Genomic DNA, 23,844 nt, shown 5'->3' with positions numbered 1-23,844 from the left:
GAAATAAATGAAACCGTCCGACGACGACAAACTCGATCAAACGCTTCGTGATTGGCGAAGCGGACTGGAAGCGAATCAAGCACAACGTGATCGCATGCAAACACGTTTTCTTGACAAGCTTTCGGAGGGCCCAGACTCGATCACCGCATCGGTGACGCTGCCGCCAAACGACACCTCGCCCTACGCAAATGGATCGTGGATTCGTGTTGCCGCGTGCCTGGCCGTGGGTGCCTGCATCGTGTTTGTGATGTTCGCATGGCAATACCTGAGCGCCCCCAACCCCGCCGGAGCAATCGTTCATTTCGAACCGGCCCCGCAACCAACTTGGTCGTTCACGCCTGAGGATTTGCATCGCAGCGAGATGTTGGTTTGCGAGTTTGACCGCGTGTTTGAGCACCAAGTTCGTTCGATCCATCAACGTGGTCAAACGGTCGAAGTGGATCTGGTCAATCATACGGTCGCCTGGGAAGAATCGCCGCGTGTCATCGTGCGGTTTGTGCTGCAACAGCGAAACGCAAACTCGGCCTGGAAAACGATTCAACGCGACGAGTGGATCGGCAGCCAGGACCATCAATTTCATTTGTCAAACATCTCGGACATCGAGGTCCAAACGTGGTCGCACCTGCTTCCCGACAATTCGCTATGGATGGAAATCTCAGTCTCGTCGCCCGATGACGTGGCGGAGCGGCGGACCCGACACTGCATCGCTAACCAACCCGGCATCGTGTGGCAGCAGGACCGTGGCGACCAGCACTGGCAACTCGTCGTCGTGCACGAGTTGCTAAAGCCATGTGATGGAGAGCTGATCTGATGCCACTTCGCACGCTCTCACTCCTCGCTTTTATGATGGTCGGAACCGTCGTTTCGGCTCAACCGACCTCGGTAGCAATAACAACAACGCTGCGAGATTCACAGACGCAGTCTCAACAAGATCTCGCAAATGTGTTTCTTGATTTGCTTGAGGTTCAGCTCAGCCAAAATGATTCGATCATCGTCGTCGAGCGGATGCGAATCGAAACGGCGCTACAAGAACAGCTGATCAACCAAACGCTGGGGGCACAGCAACGCGAGGGCAGTTCATTTGGCAAATTGCTTTCGGCCGACTTGATTCTGAATGCCCAATTTTTATCGGCCGAGAAGGCCCCTGATTCCACTCGGATGATCGTGCGAGTCGTCGAAGCAAAAACCGGGACGATTCGTGGCGTCAGTCTCGCAGCGGTGGACGAGATTTCGCTCGAAGAATCGGCTGTGAACACGGCTCGCTACTTATCCGCGGTGATCGAAACTCCATCCGAAGCCGCGATCACTGTCGCTGTCGCCGCGTTTCAGTGCGAAGCACGATTCGTGCGACTGAGACCGCTTGAACTGGGAATACGCGACATGCTGACCGCGGAATTATTAAACCATCGACGGTTTCATGTCTTGCAGCGATCTCAAATGAGCGATCTCGTGCGTGAGATGGAACTGATCCAGGCAGGGTTCGTCGACTCGACGTCGCTACCAGCGAAAAAGCCAGAGCGATCGGCTGGCTACTTCGTCACAGGGACGCTGAACGAACACAACACCAACGGCAGTTTGCAAATCGAAGTCTCGGGGCAAGTGACTCAGGCTGGGCAGCAAACACCAATTCATGCGTTCGGGTTCCAGACCACGCCGAGTCAATTGCCGCGTGAATTGTCATTGGCGGCGATGAAGATTGCCGGCGTATTGTCCAAGGCCGCTCGTTTGCCCGAGCCGCCCCGACTCGCCGACAGTGATCGATCCGCGGATGCAGCGAGCGATGAAACGAAGCGATTGCTCGACCAAGTCCTTCGCGATCTGTACCGTTTTCGCCCACGATCTCCCACTTCGGGCGGCGAACGCAGCTTCCGTGTGCCCGGCATCGACCTGCGTGAAAAGGTCGACGCGAACGCCCCCAAGTACGAATCGCGTGGCTATTGGGCCAGCGTGGTGAGCGTCGACACTCCGCTGGGCACTCACTTGCTTCGTAAGTCAATCGACCGACTCGAGACGATTCTATTCATCGATCCCGATCACGCGGTGGCGGCATACGCGTTAGCGTTTTGCTTCAGCCATCACATCGACGACATTGTCAATCACGAGCGTGCCGGCGAGCTGCTACGGCAAGTAACGCGGCAAAATCCAAACAGCGATTTGGCGGCGACATCGCTCCACTTACTCTCGGGTATTGGACGGCATCACGCCTTCGGCATCAGTCGCCCCGTCGCACCGAACCTCAGTCGGATGTCGACCGAAAACGTGCAATTTGCTTTTGAAAGGATGCCGCCGCAACATCGCGATTATCGTTGGGGACGGATCCTAAATTTGCTCAGTGCACGGTACTTGCAGCCCGAGGACATCCAATCACTGATGCCGGTGCTGCGAATCGCGGCGAAGCGAATCGACGAGGTCGACGATGCGATGGTCAAGCGGTTGCTGGCCACCGAATCGAGCAGAATCGCCCGCATGCTCGATACCCCCGAAGCCGAAGCGTTGATTGCCAATTGGACAAGTGACGAAAACCCGTGGAAGCGACACGCAGGCTGTTTGTTCTTTGCGGAATCTGCTGCCCGAAAACGCAAATACGAAGAAGCGGCTAAGTGGTACGAGCAAGCCGCCAGCGGGTTCGCCGGAATGAACGAACACGCCGAGCGACACGCCTTTGAAAACTTGCTGATTCACGCCGCAGAATATTGGCGACGAGCCGACCGTGTTGATGCTGCGATGAAAGTCTTGGATTCGTTTTCACCGAGTCTGCCTCGCTCGCTGAACCGCGGCTACTACGCCCTGCAGCGTGGATATTGCTTGCAGAAACTCGGTCAAAATGAGCAAGCGGTGGCGACATGGGTTCGTGCAGCCGAGTCGGTTCCTCACTTGATCAATCAAGCCTCGGTAGCAGGGGCGATCAAATCCGCAGGTGGTGTCCCGTTGAATCCGGACCGTGAAATCAACGTTCGCTATCTGACAAACGCTGACAAATTTCCGAAGTCTTGTGTGGCGTTAGCAACCGACGGCTTGCGGGTGTTCTGTGGCGGGCGAGGAAAACAGAGTTACCAATGTTTCGCATTCGACATCGCCACTGAATCCTGGACCACGATCAAAGCACAGATTGGACGCATCACATGCATGGATAGCGATGCCGGTTCACTGTGGGTTGGAACCGACGACGAGGGACTGTATCGCTACGACATCGCATCCCAGCAATGGCACCACTGGGGACTCGACGAGTCGTTGCCGGATCTGCATATCGAATCGCTCCACGCCGTGGATAACGAGTGTTACATCGGTGTTGGAACCGCTCGTGGAGGCGGATTAGTGAAGATCAACGCAGACGGATCCGTACGATTTTTCGAGGGTAAAGACGCTCCCGACCAGGCTCCGACACACATCATTGTCAGCGACGACAAAATCTTAGCACGCTCGATCAAATCGATTCGGCATTACGATCAAAAAACCGAAAGGTGGAGTCCGCTAGAACTGACTTCACTAAAATCCCCGTTCCTATTTCCCGCTGACATCGGCTACTGGGCGTCCACCAGTCAACGTGAACTGTACCCGTTTGATCTACATGAGATCCCTGAAGATCGGTTCAAACAGGCTTGGTATCCGCCCGGACGTCAGAAGTCCGGCTATCAAGTGAAATTTATTATTGAACACGAAGATGAAATTTGGTTTGGCGGCACTCCTTATGAGAAATTTTTATCCAGCGGACTCTATCGAGTGAATAAACATACTGGTGATTTTTCGATGTATGGACCCCGCGATGGATTCAAAATGGACGGATATTACACATCGGATGATGGCGTCTGGGCAGCCGACCGATTGTGGATCGCCACCCATGCCGGATTGGCGGAGGTGACGAAAAGGCCCCACGTTTCCGAGGTGCAATCCAGTGACAATTAATTCACCCGAGCGAACTGCTAACTCACAACCACACGCCGTATGTTCGCGCAAGGTTCGCGTCGCAGCGGGGACCGTCTTTTTGCTGGTTGCATCCATGACCAATCCGTCATGGGCACAATTGAAACCAGGCCAATCGGACCAGTTTGCCGGGGAAACTTGCATCCTAACGCTCGCCCCCGAGGTGGCACCCACGTCAAACAAAGTCTATTGGCGATTAAACACAGCCAATCGCACGTTAACCCAAGGCGTCAGCGAACTGAAACCGGCTAACGAACTGCACTCATCAAACACGGGCGATGTCGCCGAACGGTCCTTTGCGATAAAGACTCCGGAAGTCAAACCAGATGTGACGCTCGAGGTGGACCTGTTTCTTCACTTCGGCGATCCGCTTTCCGAAATGCGACATCCTTTGCGATTGCATTCGCCCGATTGCTTTGTGAACATCCGGCAAACACTCAGCGATGCCGGAATTGCGTTGTACGATCCCGCCGGCATCACCGAGGATGCATTGGAAAAAACGGGCCTGACACCCAATGTGGTTACGTCTTTGAAACGCGTCGATAGCGAAGCGATCATCGTGATCGGCGAATCCATCGCGTGGGACAAACGGATTATTAAAGCGGTCGAGCAATGGGTCAGCGACGGAAAGTGGGTGATCGTGCTTCGCCCCGCCGATGAATCAACGTGGCCGATGCAGACGTCGGCTGCCGATGGCGTGAAGCTCGCTTTCACAACCATTGCGAACAGTCGCTGGCACCCTAAACAAATCGACCTGGAATTCTGGTCGTCGCACGCCGAGCATGCTCGCGGCTGGGAATTGCAAGTTTCAAACAACCAATTGCGGATGACTCCGGCGATCGGGTCTCAGGTTTGGCAACTTGCCGAGTATCAATCAAGAGAGAACCACGGCGGTTGTCTGTTTGTCGGTGTGCCGTTGATCTCGCGGTGGAACGAATTCCCCGTGCCGCGTGAATTACTGACGCACATCTTCCTCCAAACGCTTACCCATCCACCCCAAGCCCCTTGAAAGAATCGATGATGTACCGAACCTCCATACTCTGCAGCTGTGTGATCAGTCTGCTGCTCGCGTTGAGCCATCATGTGACCGCAGCCGATGCCAAGCGGCCGATTCCGACCGCGATACTGCCCTTTGAAAGTCGGGGCGATGTGCAAGAGGAAGCCGCTCAGGTTGCCGATTTACTGTTTGCCAACCTGATCGTTTCCGAGCATGTGATGTTGGTCGAGCGTCAAACGATCGATAACCTATTTGAAGAATTGAAACTCAGCAAAGCCGGCATCGTCAAAGCGGACGAGGCGATGCAAGTTGGAAAACTGACTGGCGCGAAACTGCTGATCACCGGATCAGTTTTGCAAGTCAACGACGATTTATATTTGGTCGCCAAGGTGATCGGTACCGAAACCAGTCGCTTGGCGGGCGCGTCGGTAAAAGGTTCCTCCAATACGGATTTGGGCGAATTGGTCGAACAATTGGCTGCGGAAGTGGACAAAGTCGTCGCGAAGAAAGCCAAGCTGCTGCTGCCGAAACCAGTTCCGGTCGACGATTGGCTTGCGAGCACTCGGAAATCACTTCGCGGCAAGAACAAGAAGCTGCCAAGTGTTACGGTCGCCGTTACCGAGCAACATGTGGGCCAGCAAACCTTTGACCCTGCGGCCCAAACCGAGATCGAGCGACTACTCACCGAGCTAGGGTTTGACGTGATCGCGTCAGACAACGCAAACTCGGCTCGCGCGGACGTCCTGATCAAAGGAGAAGGACTTTCCCAATTCGCCATGAGCCGCGCCGATCTGGTATCGGTGCAGTGCCGCGTGGAGGTTCAAGTGATCAAGCAAACTGATGGCACGGTGTTAACCTCCGACGCCGAGACCACCATGTCAATCGATTTAGCCGAGCAGATCGCCGCGAAATCGGGCTTACAAGAAACCGCCCGAAAACTGGTTAAGCGATTGGTTCCAAAGCTGGTGAAATGAAGCAGTGACAACTTGGATTTGTGAACATGCGACATGCAAAATCATGACGGTGTGGTCGCGGCTTCGTGAGGTGGAAAGTTGGAACCGGTTAAGACAACCGATGTGATGCCTACCAACCTAGTTTCGTGAGGGTGGCCTGGTGTCAACGATCTGAACTGGTTTCGCGTCGAGATCAATTGATCCAATGGACGACTTCGGGATAATACGTCGCCGTTTTGACGTGGAATTTGCATCGACCCTAATGTCATTGTCGATTTCGATCATGAGGTAGTCGTCGCCAATCGCCCCCAGCGTTCCAAATGTCGTTCGAAAAGGAGAGATAACGAAAAGACGCTCTGCAGCTTCCTCCGTTAGGTTGTGACGAACCATAAAGGCATCCAACTCACGTTGAATCGCTGGATTTATCGCTGCCGCATCCCTGGCGACAGCCCCTCTTCCCGCAAGCTTCGATGTGGCGAGGGCCGTTTCGTAGTCTTCGTCGGTGTAGACAAAAAGCAAAACACTTGCGGTGCCGTCCACGGATTTGACGCCAACATGCATTCCCGTCGCAAGGTACGCGAACATCGTTTTCGGTGAAGCAGGACGGACCTCGTCACTCGAGACTTCTTGTGCCGAAGAGACAATTGCGAACGCGAAATGCGTGAGAGTGACAAAGACGAACGCCAAGATCACAGCACCAACATGAATCGATCTCATCGAAACTTCTCCGAGCTTATTTAGGTGGCGAACGGGTGAGATCCCGGGGGCAACTGCAACTGCAGCGACAGTCGCGGCCGTCGCTGAATATAGCAGCGTAACAAGTCATTCGCTCAACTGCCGCCGAGAATCTGTGTGCGTCGGGGACATTCCGGTAAACCACCCAGGCTGGAAGCCTAGGCTACGAAGTTGTGCAAAGCGGAATTACTCGGATGCCGGAATTTGATTCAGCGTGTAATAGGCATGGGTATGCAGCAGCGGATCACCTCCTCGGCCTCGTACCCCGATCGCGTTCAGCTCGTGAACGAACTTTTCACGGCATCCATCGACGACCAAATGAACTCGCAAACCATCCTCGGACACCCTCGCTTCGCGAATCGCTAACGACTGCGTTTGAATCTCATCACTGCCGTACGAGGATTGATACAGGTAGGTGTAGCTGGACATCGTGTATGACGCGGGATCAGCGGCGGTTTTGACATCGACGGGTTTTGTAAACGTCAACTCAAATCCGTCGTGCTTGGCTCGCATCTCCTTGATTTCCAGCGGCGTTTCGCCAGTCCACACCAAACGCTGCAGACCGTACGACGCCGCTCCCAAACTGCTCCAACCGCGATTGGTCAGCCCCACAAACATGCTGCCGTCATGCCCTTGGGCCATCCGCAACACCGCCGACGCAAACCCGCTGCGGAATGGGAAACAGGCACCTTGGTATTCGCCGTTGACCTGTTCCAGAAACACGCGATGAATCGATGCTTGCGTGAACTCGCCGACAAACAACTGGCCTGCGAACGGACCAAACTTGCCACCGCTTTCGTCCAACATGATGTCGGTCGCCGATTGCCCCATTTTTTTATAGGGAAACCAAACGACTGGCGGAACGAGTTGCGGAAACGCCTTCATTGCGTCGGGAAACGGCAACCCGTCGGGAACCGATGCGACATCCGTGATCGGCGATTCAGGATGGTCGATTGACGCCAACGATTCGGCATGATGAAAAAACGCACCCGACCGCATGTGATGCAGCGTGTTGGTGCCGACCCAGTTGCCTTGTTGGTCGGTGTAGAACATTTGACCATCCGCGTTCGCTCCCAACCCCGAGGGCGATCGCATGCCGGCACAAACCGGAATTAGATCTCCATCGGCAGTGACCTTCATTCCCCAACCACGCCACAGGCCTTGCCGGTAGCCGAGCGTTTTGTTTTTAACGGTTCGTGCCAGCTGGTCGCCCTTCAACCCTAATCCGATATTCAACGTGATCCATAGATTGCCTTCGTGATCCAGCTTGGGCCCGTAGGCATATTCGTGGTAATGCCCCGTCACGCCCCAACCTTTGGCAACGGTCAAATACTCGTCCGCAACGTGATCTCCGTCGCGATCACGAATCCGAGTCAGCTCGGATCGCTGAGTCACATAAAATGAATCGTTGTGCCACAGTAACCCGAGCGGTTCATGCAGCGCCGAGGCAAACTTTTCATATTTCACATTGCTGGGCGGGTCGTCATAGACGCCGTCCATCGTCCAGATTTCACCCTTGCGAATCGCGACGGCAATTCGCGAATCGTCCATGACCGTCAGCCCGCTGACCTCCAGCACCAAACCATCGGGTGCCGGTTGCCAATTCGCCGAACGTGAATCACTCGCTTCGGCAACCTCGATCGAAACGATGCGGTAGTAATCACTTTCGTCGGCTGCGTTCATCGTTTGGGGTGTCACCACGGACGCCCCCAACACCAACATGCATGTCATCCAAAGCACGCGAACTACCATGAATAGTTAACCTCGATTTTGAAGGGAAATTCGCGTACGGGGACTCGCCACTCGGTCACATCATCGCTCTGGTAAACATGAGCGTCACGTGCAAGCGATGGCGGAATCGCAATCGTCAAACCGGCTTCGTTTTGACCAGTTTCGTTTTGACCCGATTCGTGTCGCATTGTGTGGTCATCGATTCGTGTCATCCGATCACCTTGATGAACACGAAACCAAAGCGGAGCGACCGTGGCGTTCGCGTCCGACTCGATCGGCGTCAGCGTTATCGTTCGTCGCAGCCCTGTTTTGTGATGCGTTTCCGATCGATCCTCTGCAGCCAAAGGTTCGATGTGGTCGGTGACCTCCACTCCGGCATAGCGGTACAAGAACAGGGGCGATCCATCGGCATTGATTCGGTAGCCACCAAACCGTACGTCCGGCGGCAATGGCCAAGGATCGTCTGCTTGATTCAATTTGGCAAAGGAAAATCCTTCCGGAAACTCGACAACCTCTTGCCCGAGCGGATCCGCTGGCGGTGCAAAGCGAACAAACCAAGTCCCCTGAGCATCCAAAAACCGACCACGCCAAGTTGTTGCTAATCGAACCTGCTCGGCGTCAAAGGCAAAGTGAACCTGTTCCGGAAAGCCCACTGCGATCGCGTGCGGCCCGGCTCCCGGCATGAACGTTCGCAAAATCATGGGACGATCCGTCGGCGAAAGCTCGTAATTCTCTGCTCGTGACTTTTCGATTTTGCTTGGCAGCGGATACTTGGGTAATTCGCTCAAATAGGTCCACATCGCCGCAATTTGTCGCTTGGGATCGCCATCGAGCAGGTCAGGTTTTGGGCTTTTACCATCCACAAAGAACGTCGGCATTCGTGTGCGGGCTTTCACATCGCCGGGGTTTAACAAAAACTGTTCGAACCATGCCGGATGAATGCGAGAATTAATTTTGTTCAGATCAACGCCGACGACGCCCGGCAACGCGTCGCCACCAAACGTGTGACACTGGACACAACCGATATCCATCAACTCTCGCCCCGCGTCGGCCAAGTCTTTGGTTTTGCCAAACACACGCGTTGTGTCGGCGTCATTGGCCTCGTCGACTTCCGCGAACAATTTTGGCAACGCTCGAGTGACATCGAGCGAAAATCGCGGCATCTGAATTTGCATGTAGGGACGGACCGGCGGCGCCTTGCCAGAAACGACGTTGGCAAGGTGCGCGGATGTCAATTTTGCACCGACGCCTGTCAGCGGCGGCGGTAATCGGCCCTCGTCACCTAAATCAATGTGACCTGCGGTTTCGAAATAGGGTTTACGATAGCGGCCGATCCCTCCGCGTTCGTCGCGTTGATGACACCCGTAACAATTCGATGCCAACAGGATATCGTCGAGTTTCTGCGTTGCTGAAACCGCCTGTCCCAACTTATTACTCGCGATCGCTTTGGCGATGGCATCTCGCTGCACCGAGTCGAGCGGGTACCGCACCGGGCGTTGCGGCGAATCTCCCAAACAACTTTTGGCGGCGGCAAAGTTGACTGCTGACAATGGCATCACGCTCGGCGAAGCAGCTTTGATTGACGAGTCATGACAAGCAGCACAGTTTAATTCAGTGAACCACTCGCGTCCCCGCTGCACCAGCGCCGCATCGTTCGCCGCATCGTCGCTCGACACAGCCGAGGATGGCTTCGCACTGAACGTGGGCTCATCCGAGGAGTAAGCACTCAGCAAATACTCGGCTAAATCCGCGGACTCGTTGCTCGACAATTTAAAATCGGGCATCCGCAGTGCAGGCCGCGTGTGCGCCGGATCGTGCAAGAAATGAGCCAACGATTTGCGAGTGTATTTGGCTGCCAGATCCCCGAGTGGAATCGAGTCGACTCGCCGTGCCGCAGCGGCCAACCCCATATCGGCGAGTTCTTCGGGGTCAAGTTCCTCCAACAACGCATCGACAGGTGATGTGATTGCCCCGGTCACAACATAGCCCGCGTCGCTGGAATGGCAGGCCACACATCCGCGTGTATGAAAAATCTCGCTACCGTGATCGGCATCGCCGCGATTCCAAAACTCGAACATTACCGGATTGGCGCCGGTCGCTTTGATCTCGGGATAATCGGCACGCTGAGTGTCGGCAAGAAAAGCCGCGATCGCGGTGCTGATCTCGCGTCGCTGCTGTGGCGAACGATTCCCCAGCAAATCCGGCATCGTCGTCCCCGGTTTAACCTGGTGCGGCGAGGCAATGAAATCAGCCAGCCAAGCCTGCGAGTAACGAAGTCCCGCACTGTGCAGTCGCGGACCTCGCTTCGGCGCGATCGCATCCGCGGTGTTTTTTTTGCCTGCGGCGGCAACATCACTCGCATGACATGCCGTGCAACTCAGCTCGCTGAGCAGCAAGCGTCCGCCATCAACGGCATCGATATCACCATGTCTCGCAAATCGATCGAACCCCGCTACCACAGGCGGAGCCGATGAATCGTGGAGCGATGTTAAGTCAGAACGTGATTCTTCCGCCACCGCGACTGCAGTCCATGCGACGGTGGCAACCCATAGGCCAGCAATCAAGTATCGCATCAAACCACCACGACGCCATCACGTGCCTTGACCAACAAATCGATCCACGGACCTAAGTAGTGACCGTTGTCATGAAACGTTCGGCCGCTAACCAAGTTGCCATCAACCACACAGGCTTCGTCGACAAACGTGCCACCACAAACTTCTAAATCGAATTTGCACTTGGGCACGGTCGCCATGCGGCGGCCGCGAACGCAATCGGCATAAGCGGGAATCTCGACTCCGTGACAGACCGATGCGATCGGTTTGTTGGTGGCAAAGAAGTGTTTTGTGATTCGCACCAGATCTTTGTCGTAACGAATGTACTCCGGTGCCCGTCCACCCGAAAACATGATTCCGGCATACTCCTCTTCGTTCACTTCACTGAACGGCACATTACAATCGATCGTATAGCCTTCCCATTCTTTGGTGATCGTCCATCCTGCTTTGACTTCGTGCATCACCATTTGGTAACGCCGTTTCTCGGGGGCGGTGACCACAGGTTGAAATCCCGCTTCTTGCAAACGGTAATACGGGTACATGGTGTCCAGCGTTTCGCTGGCGTCACCAATCACAATCAATACTTTTTCCATGGTCATTTCTAGACTTTGAAAGAGAAGAAAGGGGTCGAGGGGTTTGTGGGTTAGCTACAGCGATGCCAAGTAATCGCGAGCACGGTTCACCTCCGCGGTGACGGCGGCAGTGGAATCTGCAATCGCGGTTCCTCGCGGGAACGAGTGCATAAAGATCTCGGTCCAGCCCGCGTAATTCTCCTCGGCAAGCGCCTGCATGATCGGAGCAAAGTCGAGTTCGCCGCGGCCGGGCATTTGTTGCATTTCCAATTCACGAGCTTGTTTTGTTGTGCTGCCCATGCCGTGCTGCCACGCGTAGAACACTTCGATCCGCGGACCTAGCTCGCGAATCAAACCGGCCAAAGCGTTAGGATCTTGTGGCAGGTGATAGGGTGCCAACGCGATTCCAAGATGCGAGCTCGGACACAATTCAATCAACCATTTCATCGAATCAGGCGACTCGATCAAATTGTTGGCGTGATTCTCGATCGCAATCGTGACGCCGGTTTCCGTGGCAACGGCGAGGTGCGGTTTCATTTTTTCGGCGAATTCGCCAACGGCTCGTTTCAGCTCGCTGCCCTTCAAGCCTTTCGGGCCCGAACCGCCCGCGACAATCGTTTTGCAGCCAAACTTTTCCGCAAAACGCATCTCGTCCTGCAAACGAAATGGGCCCAATTTGTACTGCGTCAAACACCCAAGTTGGACGTCATGCTTGGCCAGCAATTCCGCGAACGCATCCGCTCCCATCGCTTCGATCTGCTCTCGCTGGTCCCCGTGCACTTTGGGCCAGATATCAACGGCGGTCGCGCCGCTCTTGCGAACTTCCGCGACAACGTCGGACACGGGTGCATAACCGTATAGACACGAGCCGAGCAAATAATTGGGGCGCCATGCGGCAGAATCGTTTGCCAGCGTGTGTGATGCCATTATGGCTGCCGCACTGGTCGCAGCGAGCTGGCAAAATTGACGTCGCTTCATCGAGGAATCCGAGTGGGAAGGGAGGCGAAAGTAGAATGACGATTGGGAGGGAGAGAGAGAGGCTGGTTAAGCTCACGATTTTAACATGAGCCGAAAGGACTCGCGCATACGTTTTTGCGTCATTCTTTTACACTATATTGCGTCTCAGAATTACTCGATTAGGCTGATACTTCTCTCTCGAAGGAGACTCTTCCCCTGCGCCGCGTTGCCCTCATCATCGAAACCTCACGAAGCTACGGGCGAGACTTGCTCAGTGGTGTTAAACGCTATGCAGCCGAGCAAGCGTCGTGGTCGATGTTCGTCGAACTACGCGACCTCGAATCTCAACCGCCCAGCTGGCTACGAAACTGGGACGGCGATGGCATTCTGACTCGCTCGGGTAACCCGGCGATCCAGCGTGCGGTGACCCAAGTCGGAGTGCCGACCGTGGAACTACGATCGAGTCGACTGGCAAAGCGATTCCCGTTTGTCGGGGTGGATAATCACGCCGTCGGTGAAATGGTGGCGTCCCATTTTCTTGAACTTGGCTTCGAACACTTTGGCATTTATCGGCTCGATACCGAACAGTTTTTCATCGACCGCCGGAACAGCTTCGTCGCCCACCTGGATGCTGCCGGATTTAAATGCGAAGAATTCCATCAATCGGGTGCAACCGAGAAACCGAACCAATGGGAACGTCAACAAGCTCGGTTATGCCAGTGGATCCAGCAGCTTCCCAAACCCGCGGCGATTCTCGCCTGTACCGACCAACTAGGGTGCTGGCTACTCGATGCGTGCCGCCGCGCCGACGTCCGGGTGCCGGAACAGATCGCGGTGGTCGGTGTCGAGAATGACGAAACACTGACCACCATCAGCACTCCTACGCTCAGCAGTGTACAATTGGACGGGCACCGAATTGGCTACCAGGCTGCTCGACTGTTGGACCGCATGATGAAGGGCGGCAAGCCACGCACCACACCACTGTTGATCCCTCCGATCGGCGTTATCACACGGCAATCCTCCGACATCGTCGCCACCAGCGATCCGCTGTTGGCGGCGGCGATTCGTTTCATCCGCCAACATGCTTGCGAAGGGATCCGGATTGCAAATGTCTTGGATGCGGTGCCGCTGTCACGGAGTCAACTTGAACGCGGATGTCGCGAGCTGTTGCAAAGATCACCCAATCAAGAAATGAATCGAATTCGCATTCAAGCTGCAAAAGAGTTATTGCGAGATACCGAGCTCAGTATCCAGCGTGTAGCAGCACGCACGGGATTTACGACACAGCAGTACTTTGTGCAGTTGTTTAAAAAACATTGCGGCATGACCGCCACCGCGTACCGAAGATCGGTCCGTGAGCTAACGATGCAAAACGATTGATCCGGCGAGATTGATCCGGCGAGATTGACTCGACGGGGCAGCCCCCCCCAAATCGATGGAACCATCTGACACAGTTACCCGGCGAAACAACAGACCTATGCGCAAATTCATCGATTGGGGTGCTTTCCAACCAAGTAACCACTGATTTCCATCACTAGAATACGAAGAGTGTCAAGCTGGGATGGCTTGATCGATAGCATCCAACTTTATCGCAGCCTCCCAGCAACCATCCCCAACAAAGACATCTTCGGCTTAGCGGCTCGTTATCACTCCAAAAGAGGTTAACAGGCCGCTAAATCACAAATCACTTGCCGCGTTCTCACTTAAGAGCCCCATTCAATGAAAATCACAGGACTAAAGATTTATCAAGTCGACCTACCACTGCACGAAGGCAATTACAGTTGGTCCGAAGGCAAAAGCGTCGACGTCTTTGACAGCACTGTGGTCGAGGTCGAAACCGATTCAGGTATCAGCGGTTTCGGTGAAGTTTGTCCGCTAGGCCCCGTCTATCTGCCCGCCTACGCGGCCGGTGCCCGAACAGGCATCCAGGAGTTAGCGCCCCATTTGATCGGAGACGATCCTACCGAACTCATGGCGCTGAACCTGAAAATGGACCGTTTGATGAAGGGTCACCCTTACGTCAAATCAGCAATCGATATGGCATGCTGGGACATCCTCGGCAAAGCAGCTGAAATGCCTGTCAGCACCCTGCTTGGTGGTCGTTATGGCGACGACGTGGTGCTCTATCGCGCCATTTCACAACGCCCTGCAGCCGAGATGGCTGAGAACGTAGCAAGCTATCGAGCGGAAGGCTATCGCCGATTTCAATTGAAAGTGGGCGGTCGAGCGGACGACGACATCGAGCGAATTCGCGCCGTACGCGAAATCCTGCAACCCGGCGACAAATTGATTGCCGATGCTAACACCGGATGGTTGATGCACGAAGCAATGCGAGTGGTCAACGCGGTCAAAGATGTCGACGTTTATATCGAACAACCTTGTGCCACCTACCAGCAATGCTTGAGCATCCGCCAAAACACGACGCTGCCGTTCGTGTTGGACGAGGTGATCGATTCGGTGGACGCCATCCTAAAAGGGGTCGCCGATCGCGCAATGGACGTGGTCAATATCAAGATCAGCAAATTTGGCGGCTTGACCAAAGCACGCCAAGCCCGTGATCTTTGCGTTTCGCTTGGAATCGCGATGACGCTCGAAGACAGCTGGGGTGGCGACATCATCACAGCGGCGATTTCGCATCTGGCGCACAGCACTCCGACGGAGTATTTGTTTACGTCGACCGATTTCAACAGCTATGTGACGCAGTCCATCGCCGACGGCGCACCGCAACGTGTCAACGGCCGGATGGCGGCATCGACCGAACCAGGACTCGGTATCTCGCCCCGATTTGACGTGCTCGGTGACCCCGTCTGGAAGTACCAAACCGCCTGCAACAAGTCGTACAGCTTGACGACCTAAGCGACGAAGTGATGGACATCCGCGAGTGTCCAGCCTTCGGGCTGGACACTCGCTTCAGAATGGACACGGGCTTTAGAATGGACATGGGCTTTGGGATCGGTATCGTGCCTATTGTCACCAGTAGGATGCTTCGATAGCGGTTGTGGGTTACGATAGTGGGGATTGCCACTTGGCTGCTAAAACGCCCGCCCCCATCTCAACCCAGAGGATCCTGAATGACTCGTTCATTTGCCTCGACGATCTCCTTCCGTCATCGCACTCCCACCTCTCAACCGCGTCACGGCCTCACTGGCTTCCACGCCGCCACGTTCGCGGTCGCGACACTGATTTGCTTTATAGCACTTGCTTGCTTCCAATCGCGAGTTGCCCGCGCGGCCGAGCATCCTAATATCGTCATCATGCTTGCCGACGACCAAGGCTGGGGTGATCTCAGCGTGCATGGCAACACCAATCTGTCGACTCCGAACATCGACTCGTTAGCGACCGATGGCGTGTTGTTCGACCGGTTTTACGTCTGCCCGGTCTGCGCGCCCACGCGAGCCGAATTCTTAACCGGGCGATACTATGCCCGAACAGGTGTGCGAGGCGTCTCCACAGGCCAAGAACGAATCAATCCCGACGAAGTCACGATTGCTGACATTTTTAAACAAGCCGGGTATGCGACTGGCGCGTTTGGAAAATGGCACAATGGGTCCCAATTCCCCTATCACCCCAACTCGCGTGGGTTCCAAGAGTATTACGGTTTCACCTCGGGTCACTGGGGACACTACTTTGACCCGATGCTGGAACACAACAATGAAATCACGCGGGGTAAAGGCTACATCACGGACGATCTGACGACGCATGCGCTGGAGTTCATGGAGTCGAATCACAAACAAGGCAAACCGTTCTTCTGCTACCTGCCGTACAACACGCCGCATTCGCCGATGCAAGTTCCGGATGAGTATTTTGACAAGGTCGCCAATCGACCGCTAAAAATGCACAACCGCAATCCCAAACAAGAGGACATGCCTCATTTGCGAGCCGCACTGGCGATGTGCGAAAACATCGATTGGAACGTCGGCCGAGTGCTCAAGAAGCTTGACGAACTCTCGATCGCCGAAGACACCATTGTCATTTATTTCAGCGACAACGGCCCCAATGGCTGGCGGTGGAACGGTGGCATGAAAGGTCGCAAAGGGAGCATCGACGAAGGTGGCGTCCGAGTCCCGATGCTGATGCGATGGCCAGGCCATATCGTCAAAGGCAAAACGATTAAGCCGATCGCCGGCGCAGTTGATTTATTACCGACATTAACGGAGCTCGCCTCGGTTTCCTACTCGCCACAGAAACCGCTCGATGGTCGATCGCTTGTTCCACTGCTACGAGACAACGAGACTCAGTGGAGCGACCGAATGTTGATCTCGTACCAACCACCACGGGGCGGCAAAGGCAAACCGCCAGAACCGCGAGTGAGCATTCGCAATCAACGATTCCGCATGGACGCCTCAGGCAAACTTTACGACATCACTGCGGATCCCGGCCAGGACACCGATGTCTCAGACCAACACCCGGACGTGGTGCGTGAAATGAAACGGACTGCGGACCAGTATGTCCAGGAGCTTGGGGATCTTGTCAAACCGGACGAGCGTCCTTTCCCTGTCGGCGAAGCACCGATCACGTTGCTGCCGGCCCGCGACGGAGTGGAACATGGCAGTGTCCAGCGAAGTGCGAGAGCGCCCAACTGTTCGTACTTTACCCACTGGGTCGGTGATCCTGAGGACGCGATCACGTGGGATATCGAAGTCTCGGAAACGGCAACGTTCGATGTCGAGATCTTTTACGCGTGTTCCACTGATGACGTCGGAGCCGAATTCCAACTCGATTTTGGCGACGCAAAACTGACCGGTAAAGTCACTCAGGCTCACGATCCACCCGCGTATGGAGCCGAATCCGATCGGACTCCAAATCGCGGATCCGAATCGTACGTCAAAGATTTCAAACCGATGAACGTTGGCAAGATCACGCTAGCGAAAGGTCGTGGGCTGCTGAAACTTTCGGCGATTGAAGTCCCAGGCGACGAAGTGATGGAAGTGCGGCTGTTGCGGCTGAGCAAGCAAAAGTAATTTTGTAAGTTCGCAACTCAGGTGACATGTGAGCCGCGGGGCCGTAAGACACCGGGTAACCCGCGGCAAGGATCGGACGCTCAATAGAGCATTGCTCCCCCTTGCTCTCACACCTCCGAAACTCTTGGCGAGTTTCGCTACGAGATGATGCCGCTGCCATCGTCAACGCTCTGAAAATGGATACGATGGGCAAAATGTTTTTCGCTGCTGTCGCTTACTCGTAACCATTGCCTGACCCATGACCGACGTCATCCCGCTGCATCGATTGGCGTTTGCGTTATTACCGGTTGTGCTCGTCCTTGCCCTGATGATTCGCTGGTCGCTGGGGTTTCGAGCGGCCATGATCGGAGTGATCCGCATGGTCCTGCAACTGGCGTTGGTCGGTTATCTGCTGGGTTACATTTTCAGCACCGACACATCGCTTGTCGTGATTGGGGTGTTTACAGCGATGCTGATCGCGGCCAGCTGGATCTCGCTGCGATCGATTCCAAGCGACCGCCGGCGGAATTTTCGCTTCTCGTTTCTAGCGATCTTGCTCGGCGCGGGATCGACCTTCCTGGTGATGACGCAGATTGTGCTGGGTTTGGATCCCTGGTTTGCTCCGCGGGTTTTCATTCCGCTGGCGGGCATGACGCTTTCCAGTAGTATGAATTCCGTCAGCTTGGCGGCGGAACGCTATTATGCGGAAATCCAACGAGGGTCATCAGACACCCAAGCTCGCGAAGTCGCTTTGAAAGCCGCGTTCATTCCGATCACCAATTCGCTGTATGCAGTCGGCATTGTTTCGATTCCCGGAATGATGACGGGTCAGGTATTGGCAGGGGTCTCGCCCCTAATTGCCGCACGCTATCAAATTATGGTGATGTGCATGATCTTTGGTTCCGCCGGACTTTCCGCAGCATTTTTCCTGTGGCTGATCGGTCGCTCCGAAAGCCATCCAAAGGTAAGCGAAGACACCCCAAGCGCCTGAGCGTTCAGTCATCCTCTCTCCCACTCTTTTCCAGGAAACACCATGCGTGCGTTCTCTCTTTCCAGCATCGTGCTGATCTCGGCCGTCTGTGTGACGACCGCCGCTGTCGGCGAAGATTGGCCTCAGTGGCGAGGCACTCAGCGCGACGCGGTGCTCCGCGAAACGGGGCTGATCAAAGAATTACCCGCCGGCAAACTGCAACGCCAATGGTCGGTCTCGATCGGTGCCGGCTACAGCGGTCCGACGGTCGCAGAAGGCCGCGTTTATGTAACTGACCACGGCGCTGGTGACGAACAAAAGGAAGTGGAACGCGTCTTGTGCTTCGATGCCCAAACAGGCAAACAGCTTTGGAAGCACAGCTACGATGTCAATTACACGATCAGCTATCGCGCAGGGCCGCGGGCCAGTGTGACCGTCGATGACGGCAAGGCCTATTCGGTCGGCGCGATGGGCAATTTCTTTTGCTTTGATGCGGCGACAGGCGACATTCTTTGGAAGCGTGATCTGGCGACCGACTACCACGCTCGGATGCCGATCTGGGGCATCACCACCGCGCCGATCATTTATCACGACACCGTGATCCAAATTGCCGCCGGCGATAAAGACGCCTGTGTCGTTGCTATGGATCGCACCACGGGCAAAGAAGTTTGGCATGCGCTGGATGAACGCGCCGGCTACAGTTCGCCGATCTTAATCAAGCAAGGCGACCAAGACGTCCTGGTGTGCTGGACCGGCGAGTCCGTGAGCGGATTGAATCCCACCAATGGAAAAGTGTTTTGGAGCATCGCGATGCTGCCACGAAACATGCCGATCGGCGTTCCCACGCCGGTGGTCCAAGACGACAAGCTGTTTGTTTCGTCGTTCTACGACGGCTCGATGCTGATTCGTTTGGATCAGGATAAACCCGCAGCCGAAAAACTTTGGCACCGTGTGGGCATTGACGAAAAAAATACCGACGCGCTTCACTGCATGATCAGCAACCCGTTTATCAAAGGTGACTACATCTACGGGGTCGACAGCTATGGTGAAATGCGATGTTTGGACTTGGCCAATGGCGACCGTGTTTGGGAAGACCAAAACGCGGTCAACCGTGCTCGCTGGGCCACGATCCACACGATCCGCCATGGTGAATCCGAGATCATGCTGAACGAGCAAGGAGAATTGATCTTTGCAACGGTCGCTCCTGATGGCTATCACGAGCACTCGCGAACGAACCTGATCTCACCGACACGCGAGCAACTCAATCGACGTGACGGCGTTGTCTGGTCCGCGCCGGCCATCGCCAACGGGTTCATCTACGCCCGCAACGACAAGGAACTCGTTTGTGCATCGCTACTGCCGGATCGCCGTTGATCGCTCTGCGATCAGCGACAATCGCTAGTCCATCCGCACGCCGACGGTCAACAAAATGTTGGCGTAGCGTTGTTGGTCGGCGGTTTGGATTGTTAGCACGTGGTCATTCGTGGACACGGCATCGTAGAAAGCCCATTTGTCGACGGGTTGGATTTCCAGATCGAGCCCCTCGTTTTTGATCGTTTTGCGGTAATCTTCCCATACGGGTGGGTCGCCATCCAAGGCGTACGGTCCGCTCGTTTCGGTCTGCATCGTCTGAATCGCTTCGACCGGGATCGCCGACAACAGAGCTTCGAGTACTTGGTTACAGGTGGGCACCCCCGGCATCAAATTCAGACTGACCAGTTCCGCTCGAGGTCCTCGTTTGCTGGCAGCCGGATAATTGCCATCGGCGATCAAAATCGAGCTGTGATGCCCCGCAGCGGCAATAATCGCAGTGATTTGCGGATGGATGAGTTTGTGTCGAAGCATAGATCTACACGCTCTTAACGAGGTTCAAGACGGGGGTAGGGATGAAATCAACTTATTTCGCTACGATACCTGATAGCGAGCGATGACAATTATGCCAGAAACCAGATTCGTTGTAACGGAGCCAATGTGTTAGAGCGCCGATTAAAGCTAGGCCGATTCCTCGGCATTGGGGTCTACGTGCATTGGACGTTTGGGTTGCTGATGGCCTACGTTGCCTACGAAACCCAATCGCAGGGTTTAATGGGCATTGCGTTTGGCATGGCGCAGCTGTTTGCCGTCTTTTTCTGCGTGACGCTACATGAATACGGGCACGCTTTGGCCGCTCGCAAATTCGGAATTCCCACGATCGATATCACGTTGCTGCCGATTGGCGGGGTGGCTCGATTACAGCGGATGCCCCGCATCGCATGGCAAGAATTGGTGGTGGCGGTCGCAGGCCCGGCCGTCAATGTCGTAATCGCATCGCTGCTGTTAGTCGGGTTCTACCTGTTTGGCGGCGCTGAAATCCTGGTCGAGATCTTTCATGCCTTTGTGGGCCCAGTGGAAACGGCGGCGACCGCACAGGTCAGTGGGGAGTTGGCCAGCGGGGAATTGGCCAGTGGAGAATTGGCCGAGGTGGAAATGTCTGCCGCCCCATCGTTTCTCGCATTCTGCGTGATCTTGTTAGCAGTCAACATCATGCTCGTCGTGTTCAACATGATCCCGGCCTTTCCGATGGACGGCGGTCGTGTGTTGCGAAGTTTACTAGCGATGGTGACTAACTATCGCCGAGCCACCTTTCTCGCCTCACGCATCGGGATCGCATGTGCGATGCTGATGGCGTTGGCGGGGATTTATGCTCAGGCGCCAGGGCCGGTCTTGGTGGCGATGTTTATTGCCTACGCAGGCATCTCCGAAGCTCGTCAAGTCGAGATGATGGAATCGGTGCGTGGTTTGAGCGTTTCGAACGTCATGACCCATTGCCACAATTCGATCCCGATGGACGCGACGCTTGATGAAGCCGCCCATCGCTGGCAATCGATCGATACGACAAGCTTGCCAGTCACAGCCCAAGGCGACATTGTCGTTGGCGTGCTAAGACTAAAAGATTTATTGACAGCGATTGAATCCGATAAGCACGCGATCACGACGGTCGGCGAGATTGCCGATCACAATGCTCCGTTTGCACGCGAATACGAATCGCTCGAAAACGCAATCCTTCGCAGCGGAGGGCAATATCGGCAAATTCCCGTCGTCAATAACGATGGCGGTCTCGTCGGCTGTCTCGATATGGACTCGATGATGACGCGTGGTTCATTGCGCAAACATCTGGCCAGTCGCGCGCCGGTGGTCGACCGGTTTGATGCCGTGACGTAGGTGGATTTTAGTTCGCTCGCGGCGCAAGCGGACTGTCGATTTAGTGAGCCGCTCGCGCGTGAGCGACCGGGTGCCACGCATTACCCGGTGCCTTACGTTACCCGGTGCCTTACATTACCCGAGGCCTTACGGCCGACGGCTCACGGGTTGGCAATGCGATTTTCGGCGACGACGATAAAGCCGCCCACGGGGCTGCGGGATCCGGAGACGATCGAGGCTCCGTCGATCGAAAGCGGATGAAACTGGGTGACGTCCCACTGCGTAGCTTGCAAATCGGCGATCAATTCGCGTTTCGAAAACCGATGCATGAACATCTTTTCGAGTCCACGGTACTGGTAAACGCTGTCGCCAAATTCGTGACCGGATTGCCATCGCGATTTGATCCACGACCGAACCAGCGATCGCCACCCACCGGGCTCTCGCAGTGCGGACCAGCGATTGTGCACGTGCAGCACCAAACGACCTTGAGGGCGGACGATGCGAGCGACATGGCGAAGCATCTGCTGGCGGTTTCTGCGTCCCTGGATCATCCCCATGGTGCTGAACAGACAAACCGCGTGATCGATCGACTGGTCGGCAAAGCAGTCCAATTGAACCAAGTTGGCGCGGACCGCGTGAATCTGCTCCTGCAATGCCAGCTGCGAGGCTTTTGCCATCATCACTTCGAGCATCCGCTGGCTCAGATCGACCCCAACGACACGGTAGCCTCGATTGGCTAATTCCATTGCCACCCGCCCGCTTCCGCAGCCTAAATCGACAATCGAAGTCAGGCTGGGCGCGGAATCATCCGATAAAGTGCCAGGAAAGACTTCTTTCAAAATCGACTGGTCCAGGGCACAAAGCGGAGTATCCGCCACAAACGCATCGTAATGGTCCGCTATCGTCCACTCGTTCACGTAACTCCATGTTCCCGCAGAAACGCCGATCGGGCGACGCCAGTCGGGCGGACGGGTGGTTTTCGGGGGCTGGTTCAAAGGGCTACCGGGTTCCTATAATTCGCGGCGTGCTCGTGATTGAAAGTGGCTTGTGTTTTGCCACTGGACCACGAAATGTTTCGAGCAACCCATTGCTCGAGTGACAATCAGCTTACCGTATCAGACGGTTTATTCGACGCCAGCCAGTGATCCTGGTTCGGCTCCATCAACTTGAGGAGAAATAGGACAGTGGCAATACGAGTTGGAATTAACGGCTTCGGCCGAATCGGACGTATGGTTTTTCGTGCCTCGGTGACTCGCGATGATATCGAAGTCGTCGGCATCAACGACCTTCTCGATGTTGATTACTTGGCATACATGCTGAAGTACGACTCGGTCCACGGCCCGTTCGAAGGCGAAGTGTCGACCGAAAACGGAATGCTTGTCGTCAACGGCAAGAAGATCCGCATCACCGCCGAAACCAATCCTGCGAACCTGAAGTGGGGCGAAGTTAACGCCGACGTGGTTGTGGAATCGACCGGTATCTTCTTGACCTCCGAGTCGGCCAAAGGCCACATCGAAGCCGGTGCGAAGAAGGTTGTCATGTCGGCTCCGTCCAAAGACGACACCAAGATGTTCGTCATGGGCGTCAACGACGACAGCTACGACGGCGAACAATTCGTCTCCAACGCTTCGTGCACCACCAACTGCTTGGCTCCGATCGCCAAGGTGCTCAACGACAGCTTCGGCATCAAGCGTGGTTTGATGACCACCGTTCACGCTGCAACCGCAACCCAAAAAACGGTTGACGGACCTTCGGCTAAGGATTGGCGTGGTGGTCGTGGTATCCTCGAAAACATCATTCCTTCGAGCACCGGTGCTGCCAAGGCAGTGGGCAAGGTGATCCCTGAGCTGAACGGCAAGTTGACCGGGATGGCTTTCCGCGTCCCCACTTCGGACGTTTCGGTTGTCGACCTAACCGTCGAACTCGAAAAGGAAGCTTCCTACGACGACATCTGCGCCGCAATGAAAGCCGCAGCCGAAGGCCCGATGAAGGGCATCCTTGGTTACACCACCGACAAAGTGGTTTCCACCGACTTCCGCGGCGAAACCCGCACTTCGGTATTCGATGCCGACGCTGGCATCCAACTCGATAAGACCTTCGTCAAGGTCGTATCGTGGTACGACAACGAATGGGGCTACTCGAACAAGGTTCTTGACCTCGTTGCAAAGATCTCGAAGTAAAACTTTCGCAGATCGTTAAACAAACAAGAAGGCCCGAAGCATCACGCTTCGGGCCTTTTTTTATGTAATGTGGAATTGGCTTCCAGCACGTCATCAGCATTCTATGACAGGCTGGAAGCCTATCCCACACTCATGCCGAAACTCTTGACGAGTTTC

General features: G+C 55.2%; 18 protein-coding genes. 11 read left to right on the top strand and 7 right to left on the bottom strand.

The window, feature by feature from the left end; translation table 11 throughout:
- The first annotated feature begins 7 nt into the window (after positions 1 to 7).
- The 4 genes from ABD971_RS10320 (at position 8) to ABD971_RS10305 (ending at position 5,892) form a co-directional block, all read left to right on the top strand.
- Positions 8 to 811 carry a hypothetical protein gene (locus tag ABD971_RS10320; RefSeq protein WP_345321758.1) on the top strand — a complete coding sequence of 268 codons (804 nt, stop codon included), beginning with the start codon at positions 8 to 10 and terminating at the stop codon, positions 809 to 811.
- Positions 811 to 3,903: a CsgG/HfaB family protein gene (locus ABD971_RS10315; RefSeq protein WP_345321756.1), complete on the top strand. Its 3,093-nt coding sequence runs from the start codon at positions 811 to 813 to the stop codon at positions 3,901 to 3,903. Before ABD971_RS10320 ends, ABD971_RS10315 begins: the two co-directional genes overlap by 1 nt.
- Positions 3,904 to 3,997: 94 nt before the next feature.
- Complete coding sequence (locus ABD971_RS10310) at positions 3,998 to 4,930, top strand: hypothetical protein (protein ID WP_345321754.1); 933 nt, start codon at positions 3,998 to 4,000, stop codon at positions 4,928 to 4,930.
- A gap of 8 nt (positions 4,931 to 4,938) precedes the next feature.
- Entirely contained in the window at positions 4,939 to 5,892 is a 954-nt protein-coding gene (locus ABD971_RS10305; protein WP_345321752.1) for a CsgG/HfaB family protein, read from the top strand.
- A gap of 117 nt (positions 5,893 to 6,009) precedes the next feature.
- Here ABD971_RS10305 and ABD971_RS10300 read toward each other — a convergent pair whose 3' ends face one another.
- From ABD971_RS10300 to ABD971_RS10280, 5 genes are all read right to left on the bottom strand, one after another.
- Positions 6,010 to 6,411, bottom strand: coding sequence for a hypothetical protein (locus ABD971_RS10300; protein WP_345321750.1), 402 nt, complete (start codon positions 6,409 to 6,411; stop codon positions 6,010 to 6,012).
- A 381-nt stretch (positions 6,412 to 6,792) separates the two neighbouring features.
- A complete protein-coding gene (locus ABD971_RS10295; protein WP_345321748.1) occupies positions 6,793 to 8,358 on the bottom strand; it encodes a DUF7133 domain-containing protein in 1,566 nt (521 codons plus the stop codon).
- Complete coding sequence (locus ABD971_RS10290) at positions 8,352 to 10,910, bottom strand: c-type cytochrome (RefSeq protein ID WP_345321746.1); 2,559 nt, start codon at positions 10,908 to 10,910, stop codon at positions 8,352 to 8,354. Before ABD971_RS10290 ends, ABD971_RS10295 begins: the two co-directional genes overlap by 7 nt.
- A complete protein-coding gene (locus ABD971_RS10285) occupies positions 10,910 to 11,482 on the bottom strand; it encodes a DJ-1/PfpI family protein (RefSeq protein WP_339941221.1) in 573 nt (190 codons plus the stop codon). Before ABD971_RS10285 ends, ABD971_RS10290 begins: the two co-directional genes overlap by 1 nt.
- A gap of 54 nt (positions 11,483 to 11,536) precedes the next feature.
- Positions 11,537 to 12,439 (bottom strand): sugar phosphate isomerase/epimerase family protein, encoded by a 903-nt coding sequence (locus ABD971_RS10280; protein WP_345321744.1) that lies wholly within the window; start codon positions 12,437 to 12,439, stop codon positions 11,537 to 11,539.
- Between the two features lie 195 nt (positions 12,440 to 12,634).
- On the opposite strand from ABD971_RS10280, the gene ABD971_RS10275 reads away from it, so the two are divergent.
- The 5 genes from ABD971_RS10275 (at position 12,635) to ABD971_RS10255 (ending at position 19,702) form a co-directional block, all read left to right on the top strand.
- A complete protein-coding gene (locus ABD971_RS10275; RefSeq protein WP_339941219.1) occupies positions 12,635 to 13,798 on the top strand; it encodes an AraC family transcriptional regulator in 1,164 nt (387 codons plus the stop codon).
- 339 nt (positions 13,799 to 14,137) lie between these two features.
- A complete protein-coding gene (locus ABD971_RS10270) occupies positions 14,138 to 15,274 on the top strand; it encodes a cis-3-hydroxy-L-proline dehydratase (protein WP_339941049.1) in 1,137 nt (378 codons plus the stop codon).
- A 215-nt stretch (positions 15,275 to 15,489) separates the two neighbouring features.
- Complete coding sequence (locus ABD971_RS10265) at positions 15,490 to 17,379, top strand: arylsulfatase (RefSeq protein WP_345321742.1); 1,890 nt, start codon at positions 15,490 to 15,492, stop codon at positions 17,377 to 17,379.
- A gap of 238 nt (positions 17,380 to 17,617) precedes the next feature.
- Entirely contained in the window at positions 17,618 to 18,349 is a 732-nt protein-coding gene (locus ABD971_RS10260) for an ABC transporter permease (protein ID WP_345321740.1), read from the top strand.
- 42 nt (positions 18,350 to 18,391) lie between these two features.
- The gene (locus tag ABD971_RS10255) at positions 18,392 to 19,702 is read left to right on the top strand and encodes a PQQ-binding-like beta-propeller repeat protein (RefSeq protein WP_345321738.1); all 1,311 of its coding nucleotides are present in this window, start codon (positions 18,392 to 18,394) and stop codon (positions 19,700 to 19,702) included.
- 24 nt (positions 19,703 to 19,726) lie between these two features.
- Here the strand turns inward: ABD971_RS10255 and ABD971_RS10250 are convergent, their stop codons facing one another.
- On the bottom strand, positions 19,727 to 20,173 hold the full coding sequence (locus ABD971_RS10250) for an RbsD/FucU family protein (RefSeq protein WP_339941041.1): 447 nt from the start codon (positions 20,171 to 20,173) through the stop codon (positions 19,727 to 19,729).
- 126 nt (positions 20,174 to 20,299) lie between these two features.
- Here ABD971_RS10250 and ABD971_RS10245 point away from each other — a divergent pair, with 126 nt between their 5' ends.
- Positions 20,300 to 21,529 (top strand): site-2 protease family protein, encoded by a 1,230-nt coding sequence (locus ABD971_RS10245; RefSeq protein ID WP_345321735.1) that lies wholly within the window; start codon positions 20,300 to 20,302, stop codon positions 21,527 to 21,529.
- 140 nt (positions 21,530 to 21,669) lie between these two features.
- On the opposite strand, the gene ABD971_RS10240 is transcribed toward ABD971_RS10245, so the two are convergent.
- Positions 21,670 to 22,503: a class I SAM-dependent methyltransferase gene (locus ABD971_RS10240; RefSeq protein ID WP_345321733.1), complete on the bottom strand. Its 834-nt coding sequence runs from the start codon at positions 22,501 to 22,503 to the stop codon at positions 21,670 to 21,672.
- Positions 22,504 to 22,692: 189 nt separating this feature from the next.
- On the opposite strand from ABD971_RS10240, the gene gap reads away from it, so the two are divergent.
- Entirely contained in the window at positions 22,693 to 23,688 is a 996-nt protein-coding gene (gene gap, locus ABD971_RS10235) for a type I glyceraldehyde-3-phosphate dehydrogenase (protein ID WP_339941035.1), read from the top strand.
- Positions 23,689 to 23,844 lie beyond the last annotated feature (156 nt).

This window comes from Novipirellula rosea, from assembly GCF_039541335.1.
Taxonomy (GTDB): domain Bacteria; phylum Planctomycetota; class Planctomycetia; order Pirellulales; family Pirellulaceae; genus Novipirellula; species Novipirellula rosea.
Note: the sequence above shows the minus strand (reverse complement) of the source record. Positions and strands in the feature narration are given on the sequence as shown.